Here is a 17,421-nt window from a genome sequence, read left to right as displayed (position 1 = left end):
CGGTGTTCGCCCGACGATGGTCACGCGGGAACGGTCGCCGCGCAAGCCCTGTTTCACGGATCCGACGCGGCGGCCTTCGATCGGGACGGCGCCCATCGTCAGGTCGATCAAGTCGGGCTAAGGTCGCCGCTCGATCAAGGGACATTCTATGACGCTTCGCTTTTCGGCCGCCGCCTCCCTGACTGTCGCGACCGCCCTTTTGGCCTCCGCCGGCCCCGTCCTGGCCCAGTCGGCGCCCACCGTCCTACCCTATGACGCGCGCCGCGGCGTCTTCAGCTTCGCCGCAGGTCTGGAAAGCTCGCTGCCGGCCGTGGTCAAGGTGACGACCCTGGGCCAGTCGCGCGGCCCCAGTTCCGATGCGGACGATCCCAAACCCTACGCCTCCGGCTCCGGCGTCGTCATCGACGCGGCCCAGGGCCTGGTGATCACCAACAACCATGTGGTCGAGAACGGGCGGAAATTCACCGTCGATCTGATCGACGGCCGGCTGTTCGACGCCGTCCTGGTCGGGGCGGACAAGGCCACCGACATCGCCGTGCTGCGGATCACGCCCGACGGGCGGCCGCTGAACCTGAAACAGGTGCAGACGGTGGATTCCGACACCCTGCGGACCGGCGACCTGGCCTTCGCCGTCGGCTACCCCCTGGGCCTGGACCAGACCCTGACCATGGGGGTGATCTCGGGTCTGAACCGATCGGGCCTGGGCGATGCGGTGGAGGACTATATCCAGACCGATGCGGCCGTGAACTCGGGCAATTCGGGCGGGCCGCTGCTGGACAGCCGGGGCCGGCTGATCGGCATCAACACCGCCATTCTGTCGGGCGGCATGGGCGGGGGCAATGACGGCATCGCCTTCGCCGTGCCCACCCGCATCATGCTCTATGTCGCCGACCAGCTGCGCACCCAGGGCGAGGTCAAGCGCGGCGAGACCGGCGCCATCTTCGCCTCCCTGACGCCCGAGCAGGCGCGCCGGATGCGGCTGGGCATCGTGCGCGGCGCCGTGGTGGCCGATGTGGCCCCCGGCTCGCCCGCCGAACGCGCGGGCCTGCGCGAGGATGACGTCATACTGCGCCTCCAGGGGCGACCGGTCGCCAACGCCGGCTCCGTCAACGCCACCGTCGGCGTCGCCGCGCCGGGCTCCAGCCTGAACGTCGTCTATCTGCGCGGAGGGCGCGAGGCCACGACCGCCCTCGCCGTCGAGCCGCCGGTCGAGGCCCCGGTCCAGGTCGGCGTGGACCGCGTCCTGGCCTATGGCGCCACCCTGCGGGACATGGAGGGCGAGGTTCAGGTTTCGGCCGTCGAGGCCGGCACGCCCGCCGCCCAGGGCGGACTGCTGGCCGGCGACCTTGTTCTCGCCGTCGACGGCGTTGCGACGGCGGACATCCGGGCGGCGGCTCGGGCGCTGGAGGCCGCAGCCGGCTCCGTCGCCCTGGAGGTGCGGCGCGGCGGCGACACCCAAACGATCACATTGGAGAAGACGCCCCGGGAGAAGACGGCTGAGGAGAAGACGCCCGCCTGAGCGGCTCCAGCCGGGCTCCAGACAGCGAAACGCCCGCCTTGCCTGGGAGGGGGAGGGGATCGGCAGGGCGGGCGCTCGCTTGGAGGAAGCATCGGCCGCCGGAGCCCTTGTTGGAAACATCCAGGGGGCTGGGGGGGCTGTTCAGGATCCGGACGCTTCCGAACTCCGACGAGCCGATGATCGTTATTTCGCCGCCCAAACGGGCGGGCGAAGGACCGAAACGGGGCCATTTGGTGTCTGAAGCGCTTTTTCCACCCCCTCTGGCGTCCCGCGCCGATGCGCCTAAGTTCAGATCATGAGCCTGACCCCGCACGAGCCGCCGCCCCCATCTCCACAGGCCGGCCCGGTCTTCTTCGAACGGCGCGAGTTGGACCTGATCCTGCGGGTCTACGGCCGGATGGTGGCCCTGGGCGACTGGCGCGACTACGCCATGGTCGGCCACAAGGACTTCGCCGAATTCGCCGTCTTCCGCCGCTCGGGCGACGCGCCCCTGTACCGCATCGAAAAACGCCCGGCCCTCCAGACCCGCCAGGGCCAGTGGGCGATCATCGGCGAGGGCGGCCAGATCCTGAAACGCGGCCGCGACCTGGCCCAGGCCCTCAAAGTGTTCGACGGGCGGAAGTTTCAGGTGGTGGACTGACCAAAAAGAAAGGGGCCCGCGAGGGGCCCTTTCCGCATCCGTCTTGCGACCGATCTCAGTTCCGGTTGCCGCCCATGAAGGCCAGCAAGAACTGGAACAGGTTCACGAAGTTGATGAACAGGCTGAGCGCGCCGAAGCCCGTGGCCACGCCCATGGCGTTCTGGTCACCGCCCAGGGCGTAATAGGTCATCTTCAGACGCTGGGTGTCATAGGCGATGAGGCCCGCGAAGATCAGCACGCCCAGGCCCGAGATGATCAGATAGAAGGTCCCGGATTGCAGGAACATGTTGACGATCATGGCGATGATCAGGCCGATCACGCCCATGATCAGGAAGGTGCCCATGCCCGACAGGTCTTTCTTGGTGGTGTAGCCCACCAGGCTCAGACCGCCGAAGGCCGCCGCCGTGACCAGGAAGGTCGAGGCCAGCGAGGCGCCCGTATAGCGCAGGAACAGAATGCCCAGGCCCGCGCCGATCGAGGCGACAACGGCCCAATAGAGCAGGTTCACCCCCTTGGCCGTCGGGTTCTTCATGAAGAACATCGAGCCGAACAGCAGAACCAGGGGCGAGAACTGGACCGCCATGCCCAGGACCGTCAGGCCGACGCGGCCGTCCGGCGTCACGCCGAACAGCAGTTGCTGCACCGCCGGCACATTGCCGGTGACATAGGCCAGGGCCGCCGCGACAACGAGGCCCAGAGCCAGCTTGTTGTAGACGCCCAGCATGAAGCTGCGCAGGCCGGCGTCGACCGACATGTCGGCCGTCTGCGGAAGCGGGCGGGCGTAGCCGTTGTTGAAATCGCTCATGGCGACGAACCTTCTCCGATAGGCCGGGGAGACTTCCCCGGTCACAGGCCTTGAATATCGGAAGCCGAGGCTCCCAGTGCAAGGAAAACCGGACTTGGAAACGGCGGTTCCGACCGCTACCAACAGTCGCATGTTGCGTCTGTTCACCGCCCTGACCCTGCCGCCGGACGTCGGCGAGACGCTTCAGCGGCGTCAGTCCGGCCTGCCGGGCGCCCGCTGGCGGCCGCTGGAGGCGCTTCACGTCACCCTGGCCTTCTACGGCGAGACCGACGAGCGCCGGGCCGACGACCTGGCCTCCGAACTGGCCCGCGTCGCCGGGGCCCCGTTCGAGATCGTGCTGAAGGGGGTGGGCGCCTTCGGCGACAACCATCGCAGCCACACGATTTGGGCCGGCGTCGAGACGCCCAATGACCCCCTGTCGGTCCTGGCCGGTCGCTGCAGGAAGGCGGGCGAGCGGGCGAACATCGTCCTGGAGAAGCGCGACTATCGTCCCCACGTCACCCTGGCCTATCTGAAGCCCCAGACCAATCCGGACCGGATCGGCGCCTGGATGGCGGGCCACAATCTGCTGCATTCGCCGCCGATCCGCATCGACCGTTTCGGCCTCTATTCCAGCCTCCTGACCGACGACGGCAGTCACTATGAGCTGGAGCGGGAGTATCTGCTGTGACCGAGATCCGCATCGAGACCGAACGGTTGATCCTGCGTCCACCGACGATGGAGGATTTTCCGCGCTGGGCCGAGTTCCAGGCCGATCCCGATGCGACGCGCTTCATCGGCGGCCCCAAGACGCCGGCCGAGACCTGGCGGATCATGGCGACCGTCGCCGGCGCCTGGAGCCTGACCGGCGAGAGCTTCTTCTCGGTGCTTGAGAAAGCCACCGGCCGGTGGCTCGGGCGGATCGGGCCGTGGCGACCCCACGGCTGGCCGGGGCCGGAGGTCGGTTGGTCCCTGCACCCTGACGCCACGGGACGGGGCTATGCGCTCGAAGCCGCCGCCGCAGCCATCGGCTACGCCTTCGACGTCCTGGGCTGGGACGAGGTGGTGCACACGATCGACCTGGACAATACGGCCTCGATCCGGCTGGCCGAACGGCTGGGCTCGACTTTGCGCGGCCCCACCCGCCTGCCCGAGCCCTTCGCCGACCTGCCTGTCCATCTGTGGGGCCAGACGCGCGCCGACTGGGCCAGAAACCGCCTCGCCCTGGCGGGCTAGGGCCAATCTTCCCGCGTCAGCGGAAGGGAAAACGTCTGGCGGCGGAACGCCGATTGAGGGTGGGTTCATCACAACGGGGCACGACGAGGTCACGGCGAACACGGCGCGTTCAGACGGCGTCGTGACCGCTGTGAATCCGCCGTGTTCGCTTTGATGAACCCGGTCGCCGCATCAAGGCCCTCCGACGCGGGACGAGCGGCCTGACCGCAGTCAGCTGAATGTCGATTGAACCTGGAGCCGATCAGGCGCCCGGGGGCGCCGTCAGAACTCTTCCCAGTCCTTGAGCGCGGCGTTGCCCTGGGTGGCTCCGACCGCAACGGCAAGCCGTCTTTGGGCCTTGGCGACCGGATTGTCGGCCGGGGCGTGGCGGCCGGCCTGGGCCGGCTGAGGCCGCTTCGCCGCCTGGGCGGGCCGGCCGGTCTGGAACTGCGCGACCAGCCGCTCCAGCTCGCCCGCCTCGTTGCGCAGATTGGCGGCGGCGGCGGTGGTCTCCTCCACCATGGCGGCGTTCTGCTGGGTGACCTGGTCCATCTGATTGACGGCGGAGTTGACCTCGTTAAGCCCCGTGGACTGTTCCTGCGACGACTGGGCGATTTCGGACACCAGCCCGTCGATATCGGCGATCCGCTTGACGATCCCCCCCAGGGCCTTGCCCGTCTCTCCGACCAATTTGACGCCGCGCTCGACCTGGGCCGTGCTGTTGGCGATCAGGGCCTTGATCTCGCGCGCCGCCTCGGCCGAGCGCTGGGCCAGGGCCCGGACCTCCTGGGCGACGACCGCAAAACCGCGCCCGGCGTCGCCGGCGCGCGCCGCCTCCACGCCCGCGTTCAGGGCCAGAAGATTGGTCTGGAAGGCGATTTCGTCGATCACCCCGATGATGTTGGTGATCTGTTTGGAGCTTTCCTCGATCTCGCCCATGGCGGCGACCGCCTCCTGCATCTCCTCGCCCGAGCGGGCGGCGCCGACGGTGGCGTCGGAGGCGGCGGCGGAGGCCTGTTTTGCGCCCTCGGCGCTGCGTTTCACGGTGGCGGTGATCTGGTCCAGGGCGGCGGCGGTCTGTTCCAGACTGGCCGCCTGCTGTTCGGTGCGGCGCGACAGGTCGTCCGAGGCCGAGGCGATCTCATCCGAGCCGGCCCGCAGCCCGCTGGTGGAGGTCGAAATCGCGCTCATGGCCTCGCGCAGACTGTCGATCGCCGCGTTGAAATCGTCCTTGATCTGCTGATAGCGCCCGTTGAACGGCGCGGTGATCACCGCCGTCAGATCGCCGCGCGCCAGCCGGTTCAGACTGTCGGCCAGGGCGGCGACCACCGCATCCTGCTCCTCGGCGACGCGCCGCCGCTCCGCCTCGACCAGGGCGCGCTCCTCGTCGGCCTTGGCGTTCAGGATCTGGAAATAGTTGAACATGACGACGCTGGCGTCAGAAAAGACCGACCGCATCAGGCTGAGCATCAGGGCATGGTCGGCCTTCTCGTTCCAGGGCTTTTCCTTCACCAGCCCCGAGGCCAGACCGGCGGCGTAGGCCGCATAGGTCTTGCTCAAATAGGTCGCGTAATCGAGGCTGCTCGAGATGTTCTCGGTAATCACCGCCTGCTGTTCGAAATATTCGGGCGGAAAGTCGCCGCGCGAAATGAAGGCGAACTTCCGCTTCTCGTTCTCCCACACGTCACGAGGCAGGGCGTCCAGCGTCGGGTCGATTACGCGATAGGCGTCCAGCAGGGCCTGTTCGAGATGTTTGCCTGCGCGCTTATAGACCACTTCACCCACTTCACGCTGCTGCGCGTTCCAGGTGACGATTTTCTCGCTGATGTCAGACATTTCGTCTCGCCTTTCTAAATACTTTTGGGCCTAAGCATATGCGATATTGGCATCTCTATTTCGATTTACTGAGGCAATCGGCGCTCTTAACGAGGCGTGAACTTCATCCCGCTCTACGGGCGACGGTTCGAGACTGCGAGGCGGACCTGTCTCAGATCTGCGACAGGTGTCAGGATTTTTCGATTTTCCCTTAGACCGACGCCTCGCCGCGCGGATTTCGCCCCGGCGACGACGCGCGTGTGTGGGGGCAACCGCGCCTCGCCGTCGGACGTACAAGACGAGATTCAACGAGGATCACCACGGATGTTCCGCGCCGCCCTGATCGCCGTCTCGCTCATCGTTGCGCCGTCCACCGCCCTGGCCCAGTCCCGCGCCGTCGATCTCGATCGGTTCGACGGCCGCTGGTTCGAGATCGAGCGCAGCCACAACGACGTCCAGAAGGACTGCAGCCGGGCCCAGATCGACTTCACCCTCCGGGACCGACCCGACCGGTACGGCCTGGTCGTCACCTGCACCCGTCTCGCCGACGGCCGCAACGAAACCCTGCGCGCCGACGCCAGGATCACCGACACGACCACCAACGCCAAGTTCCGCTTCACCCTGCCAGGCCTGCTCAGCTTCGGCGGCCTGGCGGGTCAGAACTACTGGGTCTGGGATCACGATCCGAACTACGACTGGGCCATCCTGGCCCTCCCGAACAAGTCGGACTGGTGGATCTGGCATCGTGACCAGAACGCCTCGGCGGCGGATCGCGCCCGCCTGCTGGCCCGCGCCCGGGCCCTGGGGCTGGACATGAGCCGGGTCGTCAGCACCGGCCGTTAGAGCCTGATCTGTTGAGGCGGACCCGATGCGCGATCGTTAACGACAGGTTGTCAACCGGCTCCGGAAGGGTACGAACTATGCGCACTGACCGAACGCCGATACCCGTGATCGCCTGATCAATCCGGAGCGATCGCCATGCCCGACTGCTGCGCCCACACCCCGTCCCTGTCCCGCCGCGGCGCCTTCGGCCTCTTGGCCATGGCCGGCGGGGTCAGCCTTCTGTCCACCCTGGCGCCGGGCGTAGCCCGGGCGCGGGGCCATACGGAAATCCTGCTGCTGACCTGCATGGACTACCGCCTCACCGACGACACCGTCGCCTATATGGAAGGCCACGGTCTGCACGACAAATACGACCACGTCGTTCTGGCCGGCGCCTCCCTGGGCGCCCTGACCGACAAATTCCCCAGCTGGGGCCAGACCTTCTGGAGCCATCTGGACGTCGCCATCGACCTGCATCACATCCACAAGGTCGTGGTGATCGACCACCGCGACTGCGGCGCCTACAAGGTCATCCTGGGCGCCGAGACGGTGGACACTCCCGAAAAGGAACTGGCGGTCCATACGCAGGAGCTTCACGCCCTGCGCGACGCCATCAAACAGCGCCACCCCCATCTGGAGGTCGAACTGGCCCTGATGGACCTGGACGGCCATGTTGAGGAGATCGCCTAGGCAGAGCGCCTTCCCCACGCCGCACACGGCCTGCACGTCTCGGCCTGCCGCCCGCCTGGTCGGCAGGCCGCTTGCATTCGGAACATAGCCGGAACATAAGTCGGCATGGCCGCCGCCGCCCTTCATCTCGAACTGGTCTTCAGCCGGCCGGAAACCACGCTTTCGGTCACGCGCGGGGCGGCGCGGCTGATGCTGGACCTGGGCTATGCGCCCTTGCTGGAGGTCGGCCTGCCCAATGGGCGACGGGCCGACGTCATGGCCTTGGGGCCGCGCGGCGACGTCGTCATCTGCGAGGTGAAGTCAGGCGTCGACGACTATCGCGTCGATCGCAAATGGCAGGAGTACGGCCCCTTCTGCGACGCCTTCTATTTCGCCGTGGCGCCCGAGTTTCCCCAGGAGATTCTGCCCCAGGCGCCGGGGCTGATCGTCGCCGACGGCTTCGGCGGGGCGGTGGTGCGCGAGGCGCCGGCCACCCCCCTGGCGCCGGCCCGACGCAAGGCCCTGACCCTGGCCTTCGCCCGTCTGGGCGCCCTGCGGACCTTCCGCGACGAACGCCCCTAGTTTCGCGAAAAATCCCTGGTCGGTTCAACGGGTTTTAGAGCAGGCCGGGGGTTCGACGCAACCGGGGCGCGGCCGGGGCTAGGCTGGCGATCCGGTCTTTGACATGGCGAACCGACTGAGAGGACGCCGACCGTCCTCCCCTCGCTAGATTCAATGCCGAATTTCAAAAATGAAACCGCCCGCCGCAGCCTGAACCGGACACATCGGACACATCGGACACATCGGACACATCGGACACATCGGACACATCGGACACATCGGACACATCGGACACATCGGACACATCGGACAGTCTTTTTAGGGGCGTCACAACCCCGACGGTCCCGCCCGGTCTCAGAGGCGGCGGAAGATCGCCGTCGCAAAGCCTTCGGCGGTCAGCCGGGCCTCGACCTCGGCGAGGGGTTCGATCAGAACCCCCTTGCCGCCCGTGGCGTGGATGATCCGTTCGGCGTCGATCATCAGGGCCGAATGGCCGGTCCAGTCGTGGTCGCCGCCGGGCGCCAGCCAGATCACCAGGTCGCCGCGCGCCGGGGCCTCGGCCGACACGGCCCGGCCCAGCTCCGCCTGGGCGTCGGACCGGCGCGGCCCCGGCAGGCCGCAGGCCAGCAGGGCCTGCTGCACCAGACCCGAACAGTCGGTCGAGACCGAGGACCGGGCGCCCAGTTCATGCGGCCGGCCCAGCAGGCGTTCGGCCACGGAGACAGGATCCCGCTCAAAGGTTCCGATCGGCGCCAGGTCGGCGTCCGCAACGCCCTCCGCCGTCTCGACCACCAGGGCGTTCAGCGGCAGCGCCGCATCGACCGCAGCCACCCTTCGCGTCGGCAAGGCCGCGCCGGCCGACAGACTGTCCAGAACCACCCAGCCGACCACGCCGTCGCGGCGCGCCCGACCCCAGGCCCGGCCGTCCGCCCGATCCAGGACGTCGAAGATCTCGCCATGCAGAAGCTGGTCGATCCGCTCGCCCCCGTCCGACCAGACGTCGGCGACGGCTACGCGACAGGACATGGCTTCGGTCGCCCGATAGGCGGCCGCCCGCACAAGGCCCTCCAGCGCCTGTTCGGCCAGGTCCGGGCGGGCGAGACGATCGCCGGGCGGAAGAAGATCGAGGCGGTCAGTCAAACCTGGGCTCGCATTGGCTGAAGCCGCAGTCTTATCCCCGGAAGCCGAATCGGCCGTTAATGGGCCCGGTCTTTCTGTGGAATTCTCATCCGCAGGCCGACCTTGCGTCTGGTCGATGGACGCCCATCTCGATGCGGAACGGCCAAGCCGCCGTGCGCCGTCCTGGGGATTTTCGATGCTCGCGCCCTTGTGTCTGCTGATCGTCCTGGGATTGACGCGGTTCGACCAGGGCCCCGTCGGAACCGTCCTGCGGCTCTGGCTGGTCGAGCGGCCTGCGTCGCTCCTGTCGCGCCTGACGCGCGGTCAGATCCTGGGCGTGATCCTCGTGATCGGTCTCGGTGCGGCGGCGGTCGCCCTGTTCGAAGCGGAAGGCGTGCGGCTGTTCGCCATGGCCGCGCCGGACCTGATCGCCTGGGTGCTGATGTTCGACGTGACGGTGCTGTTTGATCTCGCCGTCCTGGCCCTGAGCCTTCGCGCCGTCGCCGGCTGGCGCGGCCTGGTCAGGGCGGGCCAGGCCCTCCGGGCCCAGACCCGCCTTTGGGCGCAGCGACTGCGATCCCGCACCCGCGCCCGCCGCATCCGCCGCCCCCGACCGCCGCAGCCCGGCTCGCCCGACGATGCGCCTCAGGGGGCATGGACCTTCGGGCTGAGCCCGGCCTGACCTCAACCGCTGTAGCGCGCCTTCAGCACGGCGTAACAGGCCCTTATGGCCTGGGCCTCTCCCCCTTCGGGGAAGCCGGGTCGGGCGCGGGGATTCCAGGCGAAGATGTCCATATGGGCCCAGGCGCCGCTGGCGGGGGCGAACCTTTGCAGGAACAGGGCGGCCGTGACCGACCCGGCTTGCGCCCAGGCCGAGGCGTCGTTCTTGATGTCGGCGATCTCGGTGTCCAGGGCCGCCCGATAGCCGGGCCACAGGGGCATGCGCCACAGGGGGTCGCCCACCGCCCGCCCTGCGGCCAGCAGATCGGCGGCCAGGGCCTCGTCATCCGTGTAGAGAGGCGGCAGCTCCGGCCCCAGGGCGATCCGCGCCGCCCCCGTCAGGGTGGCGAAGTCCAGGGTTAGGTCGGGCGCGTGCTCCCCCGCCCGCGTCAGGGCGTCGGCCAGAATCAGCCGCCCCTCCGCGTCCGTATTGCCGATCTCGATCGTCAGCCCTTTTCGGCTGTTCAGTATGTCGCCCGGCCGGAAGGCGTCGCCCGAAACCGCATTCTCCACCGCCGCCACGATGACCGCCAGCCGCACCGGCAGATCGGCCTGCATGACCAGCCGCCCCAGGGCCAGGGCGTGGGCGGCCCCGCCCATGTCCTTCTTCATATTGCGCATGCCGGCGGCGGGCTTCAGGTCCAGCCCCCCGGTGTCGAACACCACCCCCTTGCCGACCAGGGCCACCAGAGGCAGGTCGGTCCGGTCCAGCTTCCAGCCGATCTCGATCATCAGCCGCGGAGCGCGGTGCGGAGCGGCCGCACGACCGACCGCGTGGACCGCCGGATAGTTCGCCTCCAGCAGGGCCTCGCCGGTGGTCACGGTCACGGCAGCCCCCGCGCTCTCGGCGATCTCGCGGGCGATGGTCTCGATCTGCAGCGGCCCCATGTCGGCGGCGGGGGTGTCGACCATCTCGCGGGCCAGGGCGCAGGCGGCGACGATCCGCGTCGTCTCATCCAGGTCCAGCCCCTCGGGCGCGACCAGCCGAACCGGCGCCCGCTCCGGCCGGGCCTTGTAGCGGTCAAAGACATAGGCCCCCAGGAGGAAGGCCAGGGCCGCCGCCCGCGCCGTCTCGGGCTCGGCCTCCAGCTGGTACAAGCCGCCGGGCAGCCGGGCCGACAGACCCCGCGCCAGGACCGGATCGAAGGCCGCGCCGCTCCCCAGCAGCACCTGACCGATCCCTTCGCCCTCCGGCACGATCAGCAGTTGCCCGGCCTTGCCGGCAAAGCCGTGCCGTTCGCCCCAGGACTTCGCCGCCCCGTCCAGAACCGCGCCCGGCGCCGACAGGCGGATCGGAACGGCCCGCTCTCCGGCGTTCGCGGCGACCAGCAGGGGATGGGAGGCGAGCATGGCGAACCTTCTTAACCAAGAGTTGACGCGAACCGGCGATTCTGAGGCGGACCGAGGAACCGTCAGGACTCCCCCCATGTCGCCCATGCCCGCCCTTCTCGCAACCGTCGCCCTTCTCAGCCTGTCGGCGGCCCCCGCCGTCGCGGCCGCCCCGGTCCAGAGCCAGGGCGCGCCCCAGAACGCCGTCCAGAGCGGCGGTCAGAGCGCGACCCGCGCGCCCGCCTCGGCCGAGGTCCGCGCCGCCTATGATCGGATGGACGCCCTGGCGCGTTCGGTCTTCTGGTCGGGCGAGCACGACCTGAACCCGGCCGATCCCGTGGCGGCGATCAAACTGGCCCAGGCCCTGCGCGAACTGGGCCGCTATGATCAGGCCGCCCAGACGGCCGAGGCCCTGCTGGCCCTCCAGCCCGCCAATCTGGACGCCCTGCTGGAGCTGGGCCGCGCCCACATCGGCCGGGGCCAGGCCTTCTACGGCATCGCCCCGCTGGAAAAGGCCCGTGACCTGGCGCCCCGCGACTGGCGGCCCTATTCCCTGCTGGGCGTGGCCTATGAGCAGGTGCGCCGGTTCGACGACGCGCGCGCGGCCTGGAACCAGGCTCTGGTCCTGTCGCCCGACAATCCCGACGTCCTGACCAACGCCGCCACGGCGGCCCTGACCCACGGCGACGCCCCCGGCGCCGAGGCCCTGCTGCGACGGGCTGCGGCCCAGCCGACGGCCTCCAGCAAGGTGCGCCAGACCCTGGCCATGACCCTGGGCCTGCAAGGCAAGATGGGCGAGGCTGAACAGATCCTGCGCCGCGAACTGCCCCCCGAGCTGGCCGATCAGAACCTGGCCTGGCTGGCGGCGCGCAATACGCCGGCCACGCCCCAGCCGGCGGTCGCCTCCGCCCCATCGCCCAGCGACACCGCCCGCACCTGGTCCTCCTTGAAAGGCGGCTGATCGGCAGGAACCTCGGCTTGCCGCCCGGCCGGCGCCGTGCTGGATAGGGACATGACCGTCTCCCCCGGGTCCGCCCCCCGCGCCTATCGCGCCTTCCTGTTCGACATGGACGGCACCCTGATCACCTCCACCGCTGCGGCCGAGCGTGTCTGGACCCGCTGGGCCGAACGGCACGGGATCGACCCGGTCGCCTTCATCCCCACCATCCACGGGGTGCGCACCGCCGACACCATCCGCCGCCAGAACCTGCCGGGCGTCGATCTGGCGGCCGAGGTCGCCTGGGTCGAACGGGGCGAGATCGAGGATGTCGAGGGCGTCGCCCCCATTCCCGGCGCGATCGACTTCGTCAAACGCCTGCCGCCCGACCGCTGGGCCGTCGTCACCTCGGCTACGGCGCCCCTGGCCCAGGCCCGGCTGAAGGCCGCAGGGGTCGAACCGCCCGCCGTCCTGATCACGGCCGAGGACGTGGAACGCGGCAAGCCCGATCCCGCCGGCTATCGGCTGGCGGCGCAGAGGCTGGGCGTGGACGTCGCCGACTGTCTGGTGTTCGAGGACGCCCCGGCCGGCATCGCGGCCGGCGAGGCGGCCGGGGCGGACCTTCTGGTGGTGACCGCCGCCTGGACCCACCCTCTGGCGACGGACCACCCGCAGCTGTCCGACTATGGAACCGCGACCCTGGTGGTCGAGGCGGACGGCGGTCTGACGCTGAGCGTCTAGCGGACGTTTCACGCCTTCCACTCGCCCCTTCAGCCCCCTATCTTCCGGCCATGATCGACGACCTCTACAGCGCGCGCATCCTGACCCTGGCGGCCAACCTGCCCCATGCCGGTCGGCTGGCGTCGCCGGAAGGGACCGGCGAGCGGGTCGCCAAATTGTGCGGCTCGCGGGCGATCGTCGATGTGAGCCTGGACCACCAGGGGCGGGTCATGGACTTCGCCCAGGACGTGAAAGCCTGCGCCCTGGGCCAGGCGGCCGCCGGCGTCCTGGGCCAGTCCGTCCTCGGCGCCTCGGCGGATGAGATCAGGGAGGCCCGCGACGCCATGACCGCCATGCTGAAGTCCGGCGGCGAAGGCCCCGACGGTCGTTTCGAAGGACTTCGTGTGCTGAAACAGGTCGCCGACTATCCCGCCCGTCACGCCTCGACCCTGGTGGCGATCGAGGCGACGCTTGAGGCGGTCGATCAGGCCCTGGCGGGGCGAACTCGTCTCGCCGGCGCGGCCTGACGGGCTCTGACCGGTTGATCCCCCTGCTGTGACAGGGGATAAGCGCGGCGAACCCATCCAGCCCCCGGCGAAGGGACAAATGTCTCTCTATGAACGCGGCGTCCGCGCGGCCCATCGAGGCTACAAGTTGACGCTGTCTCCCCTGATCGGCCAGCAGTGCCGGTTCCTGCCGACCTGTTCGGACTATGGGCGCGACGCCCTGATCCGGCACGGGCCGCTCAAGGGGGGATGGCTCACCGTGCGTCGCCTCTGTAAATGCCATCCCTTCGGCGGTTCGGGTTATGACCCGGTCCCGCCCCTGAAGACCGACGAAAAAGAACAGTCATGATCGATCTGAAATTCCCCGACGGCGCGGTGCGTCAGTATCCGGCCGGTTCGACGGCGCGGGACGTGGCGACTTCGATCTCGCCGTCCCTGGCCAAGAAGGCCGTGCTGGCCGAGCTGAACGGCGAGCAGCGCGACATGGGCCGGGTGCTGGAGACGGGCGGCGACTTCCGCCTGATCATGCGCGACGATCCCGAGGCCCTCTACACCATCCGCCACGACACGGCCCACGTCCTGGCCGAGGCGGTCCAGACCCTGTTCCCCGGCACCCAGGTCACCATCGGCCCGGCCATCGAGGACGGCTTCTATTATGACTTCTACCGCGAAGAGCCCTTCTCGACCGACGACTTCGCCGCCATCGAGAAGGAGATGGCCCGGATCGTCGATCGCGACGCCAAGTTCGAGCGCGAGGTCTGGGACCGCGACGAGGCCATCGTCTTCTTCGAGGCGCGGGGCGAGAAGTTCAAGGCCGAGCTGATCAAGGACCTGCCCGAGAACGAGACCATCACCCTGTACAAGCAGGGCGACTGGATCGACCTGTGCCGGGGCCCGCACTTTCCCTCGACGCGCCACGTCGGCAAGGCCTTCAAACTGACCAAGCTGGCCGGCGCCTACTGGCGCGGCGATTCCAAGCGCGAACAGCTTCAGCGCATTTACGGCACCGCCTGGGCGACCAAGGAGGACCTGGACGCCTATCTGCAACGGCTCGAAGAGGCCGAAAAGCGCGACCACCGCAAGGTCGGTAAGGCCATGGAGCTCTTCCACATGCAGGAAGAGGGCCGGGGCATGGTCTTCTGGCATCCCAAGGGCTGGATCCTGTGGCGGGTGCTCGAGGCCTATATGCGCCGCCGCCTGGACGCCGCCGGCTATGTCGAGGTCAAGACCCCTCAGGTTCTGGACCGCAAGTTCTGGGAGGCCTCAGGCCACTGGGACAAGTACCGGCCCAATATGTTCGTCTGCGAAACGGTCGAGGGCGAGACCCTCAGCCTGAAGCCGATGAACTGCCCTGGCCACGTCCAGATCTTCGACCAGGGCCAGCGCTCGTACCGCGAACTGCCGCTGCGCATGGCCGAGTTCGGCGCCTGCCACCGCTATGAGCCATCGGGCTCGCTGCACGGCCTGATGCGGGTGCGCGGCTTTACCCAGGACGACGCCCACATCTTCTGCCGCGAGGACCAGATCGTCGAGGAGACGGCCGAGTTCATCAAACTGTGCCGCAGCGTCCATGCGGATCTGGGCATGGAGACGGCCTACATCAGCCTGGGCACGCGGCCCGAGCAGCGCGCCGGCACCGACGAATTCTGGGACAAGGCCGAGGCCCAGATGCTGGAGGCCGCCCGCGCCGCCGGCTCCGAGCCGGTCGTCACCCCTGGCGACGGCGCCTTCTACGCGCCCAAGCTGGACTTCATCGTCAAGGACGCCATCGGCCGCGAATGGACCTGCGGCACGATCCAGCTGGACTATGTCCTGCCGGAACGCCTGGATGCGACCTATATCGCCGAGGACGGCCAGAAGCACCGGCCGGTCATGCTGCACCGGGCGATCCTGGGATCGTTCGAGCGGTTCATCGGCATCATGATCGAGAACTACGCCGGCGCCTTCCCCCTGTGGCTGGCGCCGGTCCAGGCTGTGGTCGCCACCATCACCTCGGACGCCGACGACTACGCCCGCGAGGTCATGGACCGCTTCAAGGCGGCGGGCCTGCGCACCGAGATCGACCTGCGCAACGAGAAGGTCGGCTACAAGGTCCGCGAACACTCGGTCGGCAAGGTGCCGGTCATCGCCGTCGTCGGCCGCAAGGAGGCCGAAGAAGGCAAGGTCGCCATCCGCCGCCTGGGCTCACAGGAGCAGACGGTAGTGACGGTGGAGGAGGCCATTCGCCTTCTGACAGAAGAGGCCACGCCGCCGGATCTGAAGCGGGCGACAGCCGCCTAAGCCCGGATTCCGACACAGGAACATAAGCCGGCCTGATCGCTTGTGATGGGGTGCGCCCCCGCGCCCCATCATCATTGCGAAAGACGACCCATGGCCGAGAAGACCCTCGACACCCTGTTCCACGACACGCTTCGCGACATCTATTACGCCGAGCGCAAAATCCTGAAGTCCCTGCCCAAGATGGCCCGCGCCGCCCAGTCGCCCGAGCTGAAGGCGGCCTTCGAAAAGCACAAGGACCAGACCGAAGGCCAGATCGAACGCCTGCAGCAGGTGTTCGAAATCATCGGCAAGGCCCCGCGCGGCAAGACCTGCGACGCCATCGAAGGCATACTGGCCGAGGGCGATGAGATCATGGAAGAATACAAGGACAACCCGGCCCTCGACGCCGGCCTCTTGGCCGCCGCCCAGGCGGTGGAACACTATGAGATCACCCGCTACGGCACACTGAAGCGCTGGGCCAACGTCCTGGGCCTGAAGGACGCCGTCGCCCTGCTGGACGAGACCCTGCAGGAGGAATCCCAGACCGACGAAGACCTGACCGGCATCGCCGACGCCGCCGTCAACAAGGACGCGATGAAGAGCGCCGCCTGAGACTCTTAAAGCGAGGCGGGAGGCGGGACTCCGCCCCCTCCCGCCCTTCCTCATAAGGGGCCCGCTCCAGCTCGGCCACGGCCGTGGCGATGTGATAGAGCGAACTGGCCGGGACCGGCGTGTCCAAAAAGCCGCCCGCCCCCGGATCCCATTGTTCGAACCAGAGACCGGGCGTCGGGGTGTTCAGGAACAGGCTCAGCGCGGCCCAGGCGCCAGGCCAGCTCGGCGCCAAGGCCGGGACGCGCAGAGCCGCCTTCAGCCATTCACCGTGCGGCCAAAGCCGGACGCCCGCGACGGCGATCGCGCCGTCCTCGAACACCTCGCCCCGCAACAGGCCCGACGCCGGGTCCAGGCCGTGCGCAAGGGCGAAACGCCCCAGCCGCTCGGCCTCGCCGTCGGCGCCTGCGCTCGTGTCCATGCCCAGCCGCTGCGCCTCCCGCAACAGCCAGGCCCATTCCATCTGATGACCCGGCTCGACCACGGCCCGCCCTTTCGGCCGCAGCGGGGCCGTCAGATCGTCCTGAAAATACTCAAACAGAAGCCCCCGCGCCCCGTCCATGAACCGTCGCCGACACAGGCCGACCAGTTCCGCCGCCAGGGCGGAGAAGGCAGGGTCCGGCATATGTTCGACACAGGCCAGGGCCGCCTCCAGCAGATGCATATGCGGATTCTGCCGACGCGGGGCGCGCGGCGGCAGGGCCTCGACATAGCCGCCTGCTGGATGGCGCATGGACGTTTGGATGAAGTCTAAGAGCGCCAGGGCCTCCGCCTTCAACCGACCGTCCCTCGTCAGCCTATAGGCATGGGCCAGGGCGAAGAGGACAAAGGCCAGGTCGTACAGATCGCGCGTCTGATCCAGGCCCTCCCCGTCCAAGTCCAGTCGACTGATGAAGCCGCCGTCCGGATGGCGGGCGCGGTTCAGCAAAAAATCCAGACCCTGCTCAACCGCCGCGCCGGCGTCCGAGACGCCGCGCTGCGCCCCCTGGGAAAAGACATAGATCTGGCGGCTCAACACCCGCAGCCGCTTATAGTCGTGGACCGGGCTGAGGTCGTGGTGAGACAGGGCCTCATAGAAGCCCCCGCGCCGACGATCGACGCCGTGTTCCAGCCACAGCGGCAGGGCCGTCTCATAAAGCCAGGCCGTCGCCTGGCGCGACGCGGCCTTCAGCTCGGTGCTGGGATCGGGGCTCATAT

Annotated in this window: 19 protein-coding genes; 14 read left to right on the top strand and 5 right to left on the bottom strand. The window is 68.6% G+C overall.

Features of this window, described 5'->3' with window-relative positions; all coding sequences use genetic code 11:
• Positions 1-148: 148 nt before the first annotated feature.
• Positions 149-1,519, top strand: coding sequence for a trypsin-like peptidase domain-containing protein (locus ACW178_RS03990; protein ID WP_492024890.1), 1,371 nt, complete (start codon positions 149-151; stop codon positions 1,517-1,519).
• Positions 1,520-1,814: 295 nt separating this feature from the next.
• On the top strand, positions 1,815-2,159 hold the full coding sequence (locus ACW178_RS03985; protein ID WP_191557902.1) for a DUF2794 domain-containing protein: 345 nt from the start codon (positions 1,815-1,817) through the stop codon (positions 2,157-2,159).
• Positions 2,160-2,214: 55 nt separating this feature from the next.
• On the opposite strand, the gene ACW178_RS03980 is transcribed toward ACW178_RS03985, so the two are convergent.
• Positions 2,215-2,964 carry a Bax inhibitor-1/YccA family protein gene (locus tag ACW178_RS03980; protein WP_152949408.1) on the bottom strand — a complete coding sequence of 250 codons (750 nt, stop codon included), beginning with the start codon at positions 2,962-2,964 and terminating at the stop codon, positions 2,215-2,217.
• A gap of 130 nt (positions 2,965-3,094) precedes the next feature.
• Here ACW178_RS03980 and thpR point away from each other — a divergent pair, with 130 nt between their 5' ends.
• Both thpR and ACW178_RS03970 read left to right on the top strand, forming a co-directional pair.
• Positions 3,095-3,634 carry an RNA 2',3'-cyclic phosphodiesterase gene (thpR, locus tag ACW178_RS03975; RefSeq protein WP_287103770.1) on the top strand — a complete coding sequence of 180 codons (540 nt, stop codon included), beginning with the start codon at positions 3,095-3,097 and terminating at the stop codon, positions 3,632-3,634.
• Positions 3,635-3,681: 47 nt separating this feature from the next.
• A complete protein-coding gene (locus tag ACW178_RS03970; RefSeq protein WP_492025046.1) occupies positions 3,682-4,179 on the top strand; it encodes a GNAT family N-acetyltransferase in 498 nt (165 codons plus the stop codon).
• Between the two features lie 261 nt (positions 4,180-4,440).
• On the opposite strand, the gene ACW178_RS03965 is transcribed toward ACW178_RS03970, so the two are convergent.
• On the bottom strand, positions 4,441-5,994 hold the full coding sequence (locus tag ACW178_RS03965) for a methyl-accepting chemotaxis protein (RefSeq protein ID WP_287103767.1): 1,554 nt from the start codon (positions 5,992-5,994) through the stop codon (positions 4,441-4,443).
• Positions 5,995-6,297: 303 nt separating this feature from the next.
• Here ACW178_RS03965 and ACW178_RS03960 point away from each other — a divergent pair, with 303 nt between their 5' ends.
• The 3 genes from ACW178_RS03960 to mmcB all read left to right on the top strand — a co-directional run bounded on the left by ACW178_RS03960 (position 6,298) and on the right by mmcB (position 8,046).
• A complete protein-coding gene (locus ACW178_RS03960; protein WP_409615981.1) occupies positions 6,298-6,816 on the top strand; it encodes a lipocalin family protein in 519 nt (172 codons plus the stop codon).
• Between the two features lie 135 nt (positions 6,817-6,951).
• Complete coding sequence (locus ACW178_RS03955) at positions 6,952-7,485, top strand: carbonic anhydrase (RefSeq protein ID WP_152949403.1); 534 nt, start codon at positions 6,952-6,954, stop codon at positions 7,483-7,485.
• 105 nt (positions 7,486-7,590) lie between these two features.
• Complete coding sequence (mmcB, locus tag ACW178_RS03950; protein WP_191557900.1) at positions 7,591-8,046, top strand: DNA repair putative endonuclease MmcB; 456 nt, start codon at positions 7,591-7,593, stop codon at positions 8,044-8,046.
• A 333-nt stretch (positions 8,047-8,379) separates the two neighbouring features.
• On the opposite strand, the gene ACW178_RS03945 is transcribed toward mmcB, so the two are convergent.
• Entirely contained in the window at positions 8,380-9,165 is a 786-nt protein-coding gene (locus ACW178_RS03945; RefSeq protein ID WP_182713380.1) for a C40 family peptidase, read from the bottom strand.
• Positions 9,166-9,340: 175 nt separating this feature from the next.
• On the opposite strand from ACW178_RS03945, the gene ACW178_RS03940 reads away from it, so the two are divergent.
• Positions 9,341-9,826 carry a hypothetical protein gene (locus ACW178_RS03940; protein ID WP_287105168.1) on the top strand — a complete coding sequence of 162 codons (486 nt, stop codon included), beginning with the start codon at positions 9,341-9,343 and terminating at the stop codon, positions 9,824-9,826.
• Between the two features lie 2 nt (positions 9,827-9,828).
• On the opposite strand, the gene ACW178_RS03935 is transcribed toward ACW178_RS03940, so the two are convergent.
• On the bottom strand, positions 9,829-11,214 hold the full coding sequence (locus ACW178_RS03935) for a leucyl aminopeptidase family protein (RefSeq protein WP_492024889.1): 1,386 nt from the start codon (positions 11,212-11,214) through the stop codon (positions 9,829-9,831).
• A 76-nt stretch (positions 11,215-11,290) separates the two neighbouring features.
• Between ACW178_RS03935 and ACW178_RS03930 the strand changes: the two genes are divergently transcribed.
• The 6 genes from ACW178_RS03930 to ACW178_RS03905 all read left to right on the top strand — a co-directional run bounded on the left by ACW178_RS03930 (position 11,291) and on the right by ACW178_RS03905 (position 16,227).
• Positions 11,291-12,154, top strand: coding sequence for a tetratricopeptide repeat protein (locus ACW178_RS03930; protein WP_287105164.1), 864 nt, complete (start codon positions 11,291-11,293; stop codon positions 12,152-12,154).
• A 51-nt stretch (positions 12,155-12,205) separates the two neighbouring features.
• On the top strand, positions 12,206-12,871 hold the full coding sequence (locus ACW178_RS03925; protein ID WP_152949397.1) for an HAD-IA family hydrolase: 666 nt from the start codon (positions 12,206-12,208) through the stop codon (positions 12,869-12,871).
• A 50-nt stretch (positions 12,872-12,921) separates the two neighbouring features.
• Positions 12,922-13,377: an iron-sulfur cluster assembly scaffold protein gene (locus ACW178_RS03920; protein WP_152949396.1), complete on the top strand. Its 456-nt coding sequence runs from the start codon at positions 12,922-12,924 to the stop codon at positions 13,375-13,377.
• A gap of 79 nt (positions 13,378-13,456) precedes the next feature.
• Complete coding sequence (yidD, locus tag ACW178_RS03915) at positions 13,457-13,705, top strand: membrane protein insertion efficiency factor YidD (RefSeq protein ID WP_054764596.1); 249 nt, start codon at positions 13,457-13,459, stop codon at positions 13,703-13,705.
• The gene (thrS, locus tag ACW178_RS03910) at positions 13,702-15,636 is read left to right on the top strand and encodes a threonine--tRNA ligase (protein ID WP_287105160.1); all 1,935 of its coding nucleotides are present in this window, start codon (positions 13,702-13,704) and stop codon (positions 15,634-15,636) included. Before yidD ends, thrS begins: the two co-directional genes overlap by 4 nt.
• A gap of 90 nt (positions 15,637-15,726) precedes the next feature.
• Positions 15,727-16,227: a YciE/YciF ferroxidase family protein gene (locus ACW178_RS03905; RefSeq protein ID WP_152949394.1), complete on the top strand. Its 501-nt coding sequence runs from the start codon at positions 15,727-15,729 to the stop codon at positions 16,225-16,227.
• Here the strand turns inward: ACW178_RS03905 and ACW178_RS03900 are convergent.
• Positions 16,196-17,419: an AGE family epimerase/isomerase gene (locus tag ACW178_RS03900; RefSeq protein ID WP_492024888.1), complete on the bottom strand. Its 1,224-nt coding sequence runs from the start codon at positions 17,417-17,419 to the stop codon at positions 16,196-16,198. The genes ACW178_RS03905 and ACW178_RS03900 overlap by 32 nt on opposite strands.
• Between the last annotated feature and the right edge of the window lie 2 nt (positions 17,420-17,421).

The sequence above is a fragment of the Brevundimonas sp. AVps4 genome (assembly GCF_058681525.1).
Note: the sequence above shows the minus strand (reverse complement) of the source record. Positions and strands in the feature narration are given on the sequence as shown.